Origin of the sequence: Rossellomorea aquimaris (assembly GCF_000935355.1) — a bacterium.
GTDB lineage: Bacteria > Bacillota > Bacilli > Bacillales > Bacillaceae_B > Rossellomorea > Rossellomorea aquimaris_B.
In genome coordinates, this window is the sequence record NZ_JXZC01000018.1 from 15370 (window position 1) to 28152 (window position 12783).

The following is a 12783-nucleotide window of genomic DNA, read 5'->3' on the forward strand; positions in this document are numbered from 1 at the left end:
TAAACGGAGTGTGAAAACATGGATTCCCTTCAAAAACAAATTGTAGAAGAAATGATGGTAACCCCGGAAATCAACCCGCAGGAAGAAATACGCCGCAGTGTTGATTTTATGAAATCGTACTTGAAAAAGCATTCATTTTTGAAAAGCCTGGTCCTTGGCATTTCAGGCGGTCAGGATTCCACTTTATTAGGAAAACTTGCACAGATGGCGGTCAACGAGATGAACAAGGAAACAGGGTCATCGGATTATGCTTTTTACGCAGTGAGACTTCCCTACGGTGAGCAGGGAGATGCAGAGGACGCCATTGATGCGGTCGAGTTCATCAGTCCATCAGTTTCTCTGACGGTTAATGTCCAGCCTGCAGTCGATGCAAGCGTTGAAACTTTGAAGAAAAACGGCATCGAGCTTTCCGACTTTGTCAAAGGAAATGAAAAGGCACGTGAACGGATGAAAGTTCAATTCGCCATTGCTGCCATGAAGGATGGTGTCGTCCTTGGTACCGATCATTCTGCTGAAGCGGTTACAGGCTTCTATACGAAGTACGGTGATGGAGCGGCAGATCTCGTTCCCCTTTTCCGCCTGAACAAACGGCAAGGGAAGAAGCTCTTAATGGAACTTGGCTGTCCGGAACACTTATACAATAAGAAACCAACGGCAGACCTTGAGGAAGACCGTCCGCAACTTCCGGATGAAGAAGCCCTTGGCGTCACATACGATCAGCTGGATGATTACTTGGAAGGTAAAGAAGTGCCTCTTGAAGCAAAGAAAGCCATCGAAGGCCATTATTTAAAAACGCAGCATAAACGTCATCTGCCTGTCACGGTGTTTGATGATTTTTGGAAATAATCAGTGAAAAAGCCGATCCTCATATTATTGAGGATCGGCTTTTTTTGTGATTTTCAAGGTGACCGTCATCTATAACACCATATGTCCTACCAAATCCCTAAAAATTCTGTATAAATGTGCCATTTTTTAGAGGAATTTCGACTTTTAAAACGAAAGTAATAATAGTTAAAGATGATTTCAGGAGGGGTAAGATGTCATACGAAATGGTGAATCCGAAGTTGCAAAGTATTATTGATAATATAGAAAAAGTCATGATCGGAAAGAGGAAGGTAGCGGAGCTGAGCGTGGTGTCCCTGTTAGCAGGCGGCCATGTACTGCTTGAAGACGTTCCGGGTGTCGGGAAAACGATGATGGTCCGGGCACTCGCCAAGTCGGTGGGGGCGAGCTTTAAACGAATTCAGTTTACGCCGGATTTATTGCCTTCCGATGTTATTGGTGTCTCGATTTATAATCCAAAGGAAATGGAATTTACGTTCAGGCCCGGGCCGATCATGGGGAACATCATCTTGGCGGATGAAATTAATCGGACGTCACCGAAGACACAATCCGCATTACTCGAAGGGATGGAAGAGAGCAGCGTAACGATAGACGGGTTGACCCGAAAGCTTGATAAACCTTTCTTTGTTATGGCGACCCAAAATCCGATCGAGTATGAAGGGACATATCCTCTACCTGAGGCGCAGCTTGATCGCTTCTTATTAAAGATGAAAATGGGGTATCCCGAACCTGAAGAAGAGATGGAGGTTCTGCATCGAGCTCAGAAAAACCCGCCCATCGATGAGTTGGAGCCTGTGATGACCCTGGAGGAATTGAGATATATTCAAGGAGAAGTGAAGGACGTATTGGTCGATGACACCATCAAGAAATACATTGTCGAAATCGCGAATCGAACCCGGATTCACGCCAATGTTTATTTAGGAGCGAGCCCACGTGGATCCATTGCGTTAATGAAGGCATGTCAGGCATATGCCTTTTTAAGAGGGAGGGATTATGTGGTCCCCGACGATGTTCAATACTTGGCTCCCTTTGTTTTCTCTCACAGAATCATAATGAAGTCAGAAGCGAGATATGAAGGCATCACCCCGGAAGAAGTAGTGGAGAGAGTAATGGCGCGTATCCCGGTTCCCGTACAAAGGCTTGTGAGATAGGATGAAAACGAAACTTCAATTTCTTAAACCACTTGGGAAGTTTCTGCTTCTGCTCATTTTAGTGGGGATCTCGTTTTCGTATGCGATGTTCCAGGGTGGATTCGTCAGCTGGTTTTTGTTTTATAGCTTTCTACCGTTTGCTCTCTATGCTGTTCTCGTATTCTTATATCCTCTTTCAGAGTTTTATGTAGAGAGGAGCTTCGAATCAAATGAGTACAAAGCGGGGGATGAGTTGAAGGTTACGATCACCCTTTCGCGTAAATTACCCTTTCCTTTATTTTATATGGTGTTAGAGGATGTGGTAACGGATTCCGTGTTTCATCATTCAAGTTTTCAAAAGGCGAAAGCGATGATCCACCCTGGATTCAGGAAACGGATCAAGCTTACGTATTACATAGAAGAGCTACCTCGTGGAGAACATATTTTCTCCGCTGTCAGGCTCCGGACGGGTGATTTCTTTGGCGTTTTTGAAAAGGAAGCGACGGTGGAATGTACCAATAAGCTCCTGGTCTACCCATCGTTTGTGGATCTCCCTTACCGTCCTTTAGAAAATCGCTATGATCAAGGAATGACCACTTCAAGTGTGAAGATTCAAAAGGACACGACCATGGCAACGGGTATACGTGACTATCAACCGGGGGACCGCTTCTCATGGATTCATTGGAAAACCTTTGCCAGGACCAATGAACTGATGACGAAAGAATTTGAGGAACGTCAATCCCATGATGTTCTGATTGTATTGGATCGGGAAGCGTCGTCTGCTTTTGAAGAAATGGTGACATTCACTGCATCTATGATTCGCTCCATTTTGAAAAAAGGCGCTCAGGTAGGCCTTGTCTCAATCGGGGAAGATCATGTCTCATTTCCCATTCGCGGCGGGGACGAACACAAAAGCCAGCTTTATTATCATTTAGCTAAAGTCAGGCAGGACAGCCCTTACGCTTTAGGGAAAATCCTTCAAGGAGAGGGCTTGAATTACTCTCAGTCTGCCGCTGTGCTGTTTGTGACTTCGTCTGTTTCGAAGAAGATGATTATGAGTGTAAATGAATATGCGAAACGGAATAGTTCGGTTGTCATCTTTTTAGTGAAGCGGAAAGGGGACGCTTATACCGCAGAGGAGAAATCATTGAAAGCCTACGCCTCCTCCCGTGGTATTCGAATGAGAGTATGCTTTGAAGGTGATTTCTCTTCTGCCTTTATGGAGGTGAAACGGGCATGAGTATTGAAACGCAGAAACACCGTGTCTTTACGGTTATGATTTATCTGTTTGGTTTCCTGCTTCTATGGGAGTGGCTGAAGCCCCTTCAGGTTGTGACGGATACAGGGAGTTTGACGTACTTCATCGTCTTTATCGCTCTATCACTGGTCCTGTCGTATGTAAGAGTTCATTATTTCATAACCGCACCGGTTAAAATCCTTTTTATCCTGTATAGCCTTCATGGATTGTACTATACAGGTTCTTTCTTTTCTCTTGCTTGGCTTAGAAGGTTTAGTCATGACTTGTGGGTGAATATCGGATTGACGCTGGGGCGTGACTGGCCCGGCCTTTCGTTTGAGTATAGAAGCTTATTGTTCTTTATTCTACTATGGCTGATGACATACTTGATTTATTACTGGTTATCTGTACGAAAAACGATCCTCCTCTTTTATGTGATGACCGTAACATATGTTTGCCTTATTGATACCTTCACCATATATGAAGGGGATAAAGCGATTGTCCGGGTGGTCATTTTCGGCTTTCTCTTAATGGGGTTGTTGGCTCTAGAACGGTTGGTTCAAAGGGAGAACCTTCTTGGATCCAAGATGAGCAGGCACCGCTGGATTGTGCCACTTACGGTTATGCTTGGGGTGAGTTCAGTTGTTGCTTTCGCAGCGCCTAAGGCAAACCCCATCTGGCCGGATCCGGTTCCTTATATTCAATCCTTTGCAGAGGGAGCCGGGGGCAGCGGCGTGAACAAGATCGGGTATGACACAGATGACTCTCAGCTTGGCGGCCCCTTTGTCGGTGATCCTACTGTCGTTTTTAATGCGGAAGTAACAAGAGAACACTACTGGAAAATTGAAACCAAGGATTTATATACAGGCAAGGGCTGGGAGCAGTCCATTCCTGATAACCAGGAGGAAGCTATCTCTTTTGAATCAGAAGAAATGGTTCCCTTCACAACCAACGAACCGGATGGAGAAAGGGAAGTGGAAACAGAGAGGGTAACGGTGGAACGAACCTATTCCCATGTTGTCTATCCTTATGGGGTGGAGAGAATAGTCGGAAATGAAGAAGGCTATTTCTCCTTTGATCCCGTTAACGAAAAGGTTACAAGTTATGAAGGGGAAGGCGAAACCATTCAATTAGGGGAATATGAACTTTCCTATCGCTCGCCTTCTTATTCTCAGAAGAAAATGAAAGCAGCTAATGAAAGTCAGGAAATCATGCAGAACCCGGAATTTGTGGATCGTTATACACAACTTCCGGAAACGACTCCCCAGCGTGTGAAGGATCTGGCACTTGAGATTACATCGGAGGAAGATAACTGGTATGACAAAGTCAGGGCGATCGAGAATTATTTTTCGAAAGAAGCTTATGTGTACGACCAATTTGACGTGCCGGTCCCTGAGGAAGGGCAGGATTATGTTGATCAGTTCTTATTTGAAACACAGAGAGGATACTGTGATAACTTCTCCACTTCCATGGTTGTATTAGTCCGGGCTCTTGGCATTCCTGCAAGATGGGCAAAGGGATATACAGAAGGGGAATACAGTAGACAAGTGGATACGACGTATAAGCAATATGAAGTGTCCAATAATAATGCTCACTCCTGGGTGGAGGTATTCTTCCCTGAGGTTGGTTGGGTTCCGTTCGAGCCTACTGTTGGATTCAGTAATAATGTCTCGTATCAGTATGACCTGGATGTACCTGAGTCGGATAACAACGAAGTCCCTGTTCCGGAGAAAGAGGAAGCTCCGAAACAGCCGATTCAACCTGAAGAAGACGATTCGAGAGCAGCGGGAAGCAGTTTTTCTCTTTCGAAGCTTTGGGATGACATTCAAACATTCTTTGTGGAAAACTGGGGCAAGCTTGTCATGGGATTCATACTCCTGCTTATCCTGGCAATCGCATTGTACCTTGTAAGAAGACGCTGGATGCCGTATGTCCTGATTTTCTATTATCGCAGGAAATCATCAGATGGCGTGTTTTCCGACGCCTATCTTTCTCTAATCAAACAGCTTGAGAGATATGGACTGAAAATGGATGACGGGCAAACGTTAAGGGGCTATTCGCGCTATATTGACTCATTCTTCGGTACCCATGAAATGACGAGTCTGACCAATAATTATGAACGTATTTTATATGGTCAGAGGCTGGCGGAAGAAGATTGGCCAAAGATGAGGGAATTATGGGAAAATTTAATTAAAAGGACAACTGGTTGACCCTTTTTAAAACAAGGTATAAAATGATGTCAAATTCATAATAGCGTTCGTTAGCATCCTTCGTATATCCTCGATAATACGGTTCGAAAGTATCTACCCGGTCACCTTAAATGACTGGACTATGAAGGCAGTGTTCTAATTTGACATACGTGTATGCAAAAAAACTAGAATTCTGCCTTTTTTTAAGGCGGAGTCTGGTTTTTTTTATTTTTTTAGGAATGCTAACAACATCAGGTACTATAAGGGTGGATGAAGACTTCAGCCCATCCTTGCCCACGAAAAAACTAATGAGGTGAACTGAATGCTTGGTAAAGAAGAATTGCACAATCAAGAAATGATCGTCGTTTTAGACTTTGGAAGTCAATACAATCAATTAATCACACGAAGAATTCGTGAGTTTGGTGTTTACAGTGAGCTCCACCCGCATACAGTTACCCTTGAAGAGATCAAGGAAATGAACCCGACAGGTATCATTTTCTCCGGCGGACCGAACAGTGTCTACGGTGAAGACTCATTCCGTTGTGATGAGCGCATCTTTGATCTGGACATTCCTATTTTGGGGATTTGCTATGGTATGCAGCTTATGACGATGCACTTCGGCGGAAAAGTGGAACGCGCGAAGCACCGTGAGTACGGAAAAGCGGCCATCAATATTGAAAAACAATCTAAGTTATTCTCCAACCTGCCTGAAGAGCAAGTCGTATGGATGAGTCATGGAGACCTTGTTGTAGAAGCTCCTGAAGGCTTTGATGTGAATGCGACGAACCCTTCTTGCCCGATTGCTTCCATGAGTAACGAGGAAAAAGGATTATATGCCGTTCAATTCCATCCTGAAGTACGTCACTCTGTGCACGGAAATGAAATGCTGAAAAATTTCGTATTCGAAGTGTGCGGCTGTGCAGGCGACTGGTCCATGGAGAATTTCATCGAAATGGAAATGGAGAAGATCCGTCAAACAGTTGGTGATAAAAAAGTCCTTTGCGCATTAAGCGGGGGAGTGGATTCCTCTGTTGTTGCCGTGTTAATCCATAAAGCGATCGGTGATCAATTAACATGTATCTTCGTCGATCACGGTCTCCTTCGTAAAGGTGAAGCGGACAGCGTAATGAAAACTTTCGCTGATGGCTTTAACATGAACGTGATTAAAGTAGATGCTCAAGACCGTTTCTTAAATAAACTGAAAGGTGTTTCCGACCCTGAGCAGAAACGTAAAATCATCGGAAACGAATTTATTTATGTGTTTGATGATGAAGCAACCAAGTTAAAAGGTATCGAGTATCTTGCTCAAGGCACCTTATATACAGACATCATCGAAAGTGGAACAGCCACTGCACAGACAATCAAATCTCACCATAATGTTGGTGGATTACCAGAAGACATGCAGTTCACGCTCATTGAGCCGCTTAACACATTATTCAAAGACGAAGTACGTGCATTGGGATCTGAACTAGGTATTCCTGATGAAATCGTGTGGCGTCAACCATTCCCTGGTCCTGGACTTGGCATTCGTGTACTTGGTGAAATTTCTGAGCAGAAGCTTGAAATCGTTCGTGAGTCTGACTACATCCTCCGCGATGAAATCAAAAAAGCGGGATTGGATCGAGACATTTGGCAGTACTTCACTGTGCTCCCTGACATCAGAAGCGTGGGAGTGATGGGGGATGCCAGAACGTATGATTACACGATTGGAATCCGTGCCGTGACGTCCATTGATGGAATGACTTCCGACTGGGCTCGTATCCCTTGGGATGTACTGGAGAAAATCTCCACACGTATCGTAAACGAAGTCGATCATATCAACCGCGTCGTGTATGATGTGACGAGTAAGCCACCTGCAACAATCGAGTGGGAATAAAAATGAAAACGTAATGACAGGCACCATCCGTAAAGTGTCGATTCTTATATGGGTAGCATATAAGGGTCGACAGAAATCGGAAGGTGCCTGTCGTTTTATGTATAAAACGAACATTGGAATAAAATATTTATATAATGTTCGTATTTTCTGTTGACGGTCACCTTTCTGGTTGGTACAATAGTACTGTAATCATAACAAAACATTATAAAAGTATTACGTCGTATAATTTCGGGAATAAGGCCCGAGCGTTTCTACCAAGCTACCGTAAATGGCTTGACTACGAGGTGATTGAGGATAGGATTGTGGAACATTTTTCATTTCCATTTACCTATTGATCATGATCTTAACAGTCAAAGCCTTGAACTCTGGTAGTTCGAGGCTTTTTTTATTGAAATGTCAGATTCTACGACGACTCTATAGGAGGAGTGCAAGAATGAAGAATTTCTTTCAGTTCGATCAGTTAGGAACCACTTATAGAAGGGAAATTATCGGGGGATTAACAACTTTCCTTTCAATGGCTTATATTTTAATTGTTAATCCACTTACGTTAACCCTTCAGTCTGTACCGGATCTGCCGGATAGCATGAGAATGGATTACGGGGCAGTATTTGTCGCTACGGCGTTGGCCGCAGCCATCGGCTCGTTGATAATGGGCTTGATTGCCAAATACCCGATTGCTCTAGCTCCAGGCATGGGATTGAACGCATTCTTCGCATACACAGTGGTGTTAACGATGGGTGTACCATGGCAATCAGCTTTAACGGGAGTATTGATTTCAGGTTTGATTTTTATCGTACTGACTTTATCAGGTATCAGGGAAAAAATTATTAACTCAATCCCGGCAGAGTTGAAATATGCCGTGGGAGCGGGTATCGGACTTTTCATTACTTTTATCGGTTTTCAAAATGCAGGGATTATTGTGAATAACGATGCAGTATTAGTGGGCCTTGGGGACTTAACGAATGGTTCGACTCTTCTTGCGATCTTCGGAATTATCATTACCGTTATTCTAATGACAAGAGGCGTTAAAGGCGGTATTTTTATCGGGATGGTTGTAACGGCAATCGTCGGAATGATCGTTGGGTTAATCGACACACCGGAAAAAGTAGTAGACGCAGCACCAAGTCTTGCTCCTACGTTTGGAGCAGCTTTAGATCCTTTATTCAATGATGCAGGCAGTATTTTTACGATACAAATGCTTGTAGTGATTTTAACATTCTTGTTCGTTGATTTCTTTGATACGGCGGGTACCCTTGTAGCGGTAGCCAATCAGGCAGGGTTAATGAAGGAAAATAAATTACCGCGCGCAGGTAAAGCTTTATTTGCGGATTCTTGTGCAACAGTAGTGGGAGCAATCCTGGGTACTTCAACGACAACGTCTTATATTGAATCTTCTGCAGGCGTTGCGGCAGGAGCGAGAACAGGATTTGCGTCAGTGGTAACGGCGGTTTTATTCTTGCTTTCCATATTCTTCTTCCCTCTCCTTGCCGTCATTACATCGGCAGTGACAGCACCGGCACTTATCATTGTAGGGGTGTTGATGGTTTCGTCACTGGGTGAAATTGATTGGAAGAAGTTTGAGGTAGCTGTGCCGGCATTCTTAACAATCGTAGCAATGCCACTGACGTACAGTATCGCCACGGGTATTGCCATCGGATTTATCTTCTACCCTATTACGATGATCATGAAGGGTCGCGTTAAGGAAATCCATCCGATCATGTATTTCTTGTTTGTTATCTTCGTTATGTATTTTATATTCTTAGTTTAAAATAAAAAATTCTTTAAGCTGGTCTCTCGCAGATCAGCTTTTTCTTATTTTATAACGGAAAAGTGTGAAACATAAATAGAGGAGTCGGAGGGAGATTTAGAGAAGATATACGTATAGAGTAAGTATGAATTGAAAAAAGTGAGGGTTTTCGTTAAAATCATGAAATCGGATAGTGTCGAAAATGGTCGAAATTATAGGGAGAATGACGATGTCTACTTTAAATGTGAAAAAAGCTTTAAATAACAATGTATTAATTGCAGATCACGAGAGCTACGGTGAAGTGGTTTTGATCGGTAAAGGGATAGGGTTCAACCGTAAAAAAGGGGATCCCATTCAGAATGATATTGCAGAAAAGATGTTTGTATTAAAAGGAGAGAAAGAACAGGAGCAGTACAAAAACCTCCTTCCTTTCTTAAATGATGATATGTCAAACGTCATTATTTCTGCCATCGAGTTAATCAGAAAAAGAACCAACTCTTTTCTTAATGAGCATATTCACATCGCCCTGACCGACCATATCCTGTTTGCGATTAACCGATTGATGAGAGGGATGGAAATCCGTAATCCGTTTCTGGTAGAAACGAGGACACTCTATCCATTCGAATACGAAATAGCCAGAGAAGTGGTAAGTATGATCAATGAAATGACAGATGTTCATTTGCCGGAAGGGGAAGTAGGGTTTATTGCCCTCCATATCCATAGTGCCATGATGAACAAGGATCTGTCTGAAGTGAATCAACACTCCCAGTTGATTGGACGCCTGACCGGGATGATCGAACAACAGCTGGATGTGAAAATTAACAAGGAAAGCGTCGATTATATGAGGCTTGTACGCCATATTCGATATACAATAGAACGTGTACTCCGGGAAGAAAGAGTGGAAGAACCAGAAAAAATCGCAAAACTGTTGAAAGAGGAATACCCTCTCTGCTATAATTTATCTTGGAAGCTGATCAAGATGATGCAGCAAACATTACAAAAACCCGTCTACGATGCAGAGGCTGTTTACTTAACCATGCATTTGCAGCGTATTCAGAGTAAAGTTAAATAACGCACTTATCTTTCTTACGTGTTACTGATACGATCAGGCATGAGTGAAGAAGATGATTGAAACGTATATTTTGGGGAAGTCTATCCTTATACGTTCATTATCCTCTTTTCTCATGCCTTTTTTGTTTGCAATCATCATCTAATTAGTTGAAAAAAAGAACGAAATAAAAGGAGGAAACTTCATGTTTAAAAAGGCTTTTGGCGTTTTACAAAAAGTCGGTAAAGCTCTTATGCTGCCTGTGGCTATCTTGCCTGCAGCGGGACTATTGCTTGCATTCGGTAATGCACTGCAAAATCCGACGTTATTAGAAATTGCTCCATTCCTTTCAAACGGCGGCGTTGAAATGGTCGCAAGTGTCATGGAACAAGCAGGTGGAATTATCTTCGGAAACTTAGCACTCTTATTCGCAGTGGGTGTAGCCATCGGTTTAGCCGGTGGGGAAGGGGTAGCCGGTTTAGCGGCTATCGTTGGTTTCTTGATTATGAATGTAACAATGGGTACAGTCGAAGGACTGGGAATCGGAGATGTGACAGGTGATGGTGTGGATCCTGCATATGCACTTGTCCTGGGGATTCCTACCCTTCAAACCGGGGTATTCGGTGGTATTATCGTCGGGATACTCGCGGCTGCTATGTACAATCGTTTCTTCCAAATCGAACTTCCTTCGTATCTGGGATTCTTCGCAGGTAAACGATTTGTTCCAATCGCAACGGCAGCTTCTGCTGTTGTGCTAGGTCTATTAATGTTATTAATCTGGCCTCCGATTCAAAATGGCCTTAATGCATTCTCTAACTTTATGCTTGGTGAAAACAGAGCATTTGCTGCATTCATATTCGGTGTAATCGAACGTGCTCTTATACCATTTGGACTTCACCATATTTTCTACTCACCATTCTGGTTCGAGTTCGGATCGTATACTTCAGAAGCAGGAAATATCGTCCGTGGAGATCAGGCCATCTTCATGAAGCAGATTCAAGATGGAGTACAGGATCTAACTGCAGGTACCTTCATGACTGGTAAATTCCCATTCATGATGTTCGGTCTTCCGGCAGCGGCATTAGCGATCTACCATGAAGCAAAACCTGAAAGAAAAGCAGTTGTAGCAGGTATCATGGGATCTGCAGCTTTAACATCTTTCTTAACGGGTATCACAGAACCAATCGAATTTTCATTCCTATTCGTAGCACCGGTACTATTTGGTATCCATACAATCTTTGCAGGTTTATCTTTCTTGACCATGCATCTATTAGATGTAAAAATCGGTATGACATTCTCGGGTGGTTTGATTGACTACATCTTATTCGGTCTGATCAACCCCCAAACAAACGCTTGGATCGTTATTCCGGTAGGGGCAGTCTTTGCTGTCGTTTACTACTTCGGATTCCGCTTCGCTATCCGTAAGTTCAATCTTATGACTCCTGGTCGTGAAGATGTGGACGAAGATGACGATGGATCACCGGCAAGTTCAGCTGGAGACCTTCCATACAACATCCTGGAAGCTATGGGTGGACAAGAAAACATCGCTCACTTAGACGCATGTATCACTCGTCTCCGTGTTTCTGTAAATGATGTGAAAAACGTTGACAAGAATCGCCTGAAAAAATTAGGGGCTTCAGGAGTACTTGAAGTCGGAGATAACATTCAAGCGATCTTCGGACCTAAGTCGGATACGATCAAATCACAAATGCAAGACATCATTCGTGGAAAAGCTCCACGCAGAGTAGAAACAAGCGCAAATGAAGAAGTCGAGCAACAGATTGAAGAAGTGAATCCAGAAGCACTTCAAACAACAGAAGAAGAAAAGAACGAAAAATTCGTAGCTCCTATCACTGGAGAAATTAAAGACATCACGGAAGTTCCCGACCAAGTATTCTCAGGGAAAATGATGGGTGATGGTTTCGCGATCGTACCGACAGAAGGAACAATCGTTTCTCCTATCACAGGTAAAGTCGTGAACGTATTCCCGACGAAGCATGCCATCGGACTAGAGTCCAAAGCAGGTCGTGAAGTTCTGATCCACGTAGGAATCGATACGGTTAAATTAGAAGGTAAAGGATTTGAAGCGCTAGTAAAAGAAGGAGACCAAGTAGAAGCAGGTCAACCATTACTAGAAGTAGATCTTGACTACATCAAAGAAAACGCGCCTTCAATCATGACACCGATTGTATTCACGAACCTTAAAGAAGGTCAGCAAGTAACGATCGAGAAGTCAGGTAAGGTAAACCGTAACGACGAAGGCATCATCAAGATAGATTAATGAATAATCAAAAACCATTTCCAGCCTCTTACTATGAGGGGGGAAATGGTTTTTTTTTAGTATTTGAACTTTTACTGGAGGGGATGGGAGAAGTATGGCTGCTTAATATATATATATAGAAGGGAAATAGCAGAGAGTTTCTATTTCGAAGCCAAGAATGTCAGTTTCCAGACTGTGTTGTGGGTGGTGTGGTCGTAATAAATAATAGATAATAGAAAGACTAAAGGAAGTTTCTCAAAAAAAATCTCTCAAAAGTATTGACGCATGTCTAATAGATTGATATACTTTAAAAACCGTCGCAAGAGAGCAGCGATTACATAACAACTTAAAACAGGAATTTAAAACATCGTGAAAAAAGTTGTTGACAAACATACTGTATTCTTGATATGATGGTCAAGTCGCTTCAAACGAAGCACTTACACATTGAACCTT

The 12783-nt window shown here is 43.1% G+C and carries 8 protein-coding genes and 2 riboswitches; all 8 genes read left to right on the forward strand.

From position 1 onward, the window contains the following. Positions 1-18: 18 nt before the first annotated feature. Positions 19-846, forward strand: a complete 828-nt coding sequence (gene nadE / locus TV75_RS20645; protein WP_044340666.1) for an ammonia-dependent NAD(+) synthetase — start codon at positions 19-21, stop codon at positions 844-846. 191 nt (positions 847-1037) lie between these two features. Further along, the gene (locus TV75_RS20650) at positions 1038-1994 is read left to right on the forward strand and encodes an AAA family ATPase (protein WP_044340667.1); all 957 of its coding nucleotides are present in this window, start codon (positions 1038-1040) and stop codon (positions 1992-1994) included. Position 1995: 1 nt separating this feature from the next. Then, on the forward strand, positions 1996-3213 hold the full coding sequence (locus TV75_RS20655; RefSeq protein WP_044340668.1) for a DUF58 domain-containing protein: 1218 nt from the start codon (positions 1996-1998) through the stop codon (positions 3211-3213). Then, entirely contained in the window at positions 3210-5420 is a 2211-nt protein-coding gene (locus tag TV75_RS20660; protein WP_044340669.1) for a transglutaminase TgpA family protein, read from the forward strand. Before TV75_RS20655 ends, TV75_RS20660 begins: the two co-directional genes overlap by 4 nt. Positions 5421-5460: 40 nt before the next feature. After that, positions 5461-5562, forward strand: a riboswitch (purine riboswitch). Between the two features lie 159 nt (positions 5563-5721). After that, complete coding sequence (guaA, locus tag TV75_RS20665; protein ID WP_044340670.1) at positions 5722-7275, forward strand: glutamine-hydrolyzing GMP synthase; 1554 nt, start codon at positions 5722-5724, stop codon at positions 7273-7275. 198 nt (positions 7276-7473) lie between these two features. Beyond that, positions 7474-7575, forward strand: a riboswitch (purine riboswitch). A gap of 133 nt (positions 7576-7708) precedes the next feature. Next, the gene (locus TV75_RS20670) at positions 7709-9043 is read left to right on the forward strand and encodes an NCS2 family permease (protein WP_044340671.1); all 1335 of its coding nucleotides are present in this window, start codon (positions 7709-7711) and stop codon (positions 9041-9043) included. Between the two features lie 208 nt (positions 9044-9251). Next, on the forward strand, positions 9252-10094 hold the full coding sequence (gene glcT, locus TV75_RS20675; RefSeq protein ID WP_044340672.1) for a glucose PTS transporter transcription antiterminator GlcT: 843 nt from the start codon (positions 9252-9254) through the stop codon (positions 10092-10094). A gap of 181 nt (positions 10095-10275) precedes the next feature. After that, positions 10276-12351, forward strand: coding sequence for a glucose-specific PTS transporter subunit IIBC (ptsG, locus tag TV75_RS20680; RefSeq protein WP_044340673.1), 2076 nt, complete (start codon positions 10276-10278; stop codon positions 12349-12351). The last annotated feature ends 432 nt before the right edge of the window (positions 12352-12783 follow it).

What these genes read in the sequence shown, in the direction of transcription:
- TV75_RS20660 (WP_044340669.1), top strand. Translation starts at nt 3,210, where the DNA reads ATGAGTATTGAAACGCAGAAACACCGTGTCTTTACGGTTATGATTTAT.
- TV75_RS20670 (WP_044340671.1), top strand. Translation starts at nt 7,709, where the DNA reads ATGAAGAATTTCTTTCAGTTCGATCAGTTAGGAACCACTTATAGAAGG.
- TV75_RS20655 (WP_044340668.1), top strand. Translation starts at nt 1,996, where the DNA reads ATGAAAACGAAACTTCAATTTCTTAAACCACTTGGGAAGTTTCTGCTT.
- nadE (WP_044340666.1), top strand. Translation starts at nt 19, where the DNA reads ATGGATTCCCTTCAAAAACAAATTGTAGAAGAAATGATGGTAACCCCG.
- glcT (WP_044340672.1), top strand. Translation starts at nt 9,252, where the DNA reads ATGTCTACTTTAAATGTGAAAAAAGCTTTAAATAACAATGTATTAATT.
- guaA (WP_044340670.1), top strand. Translation starts at nt 5,722, where the DNA reads ATGCTTGGTAAAGAAGAATTGCACAATCAAGAAATGATCGTCGTTTTA.
- TV75_RS20650 (WP_044340667.1), top strand. Translation starts at nt 1,038, where the DNA reads ATGTCATACGAAATGGTGAATCCGAAGTTGCAAAGTATTATTGATAAT.
- ptsG (WP_044340673.1), top strand. Translation starts at nt 10,276, where the DNA reads ATGTTTAAAAAGGCTTTTGGCGTTTTACAAAAAGTCGGTAAAGCTCTT.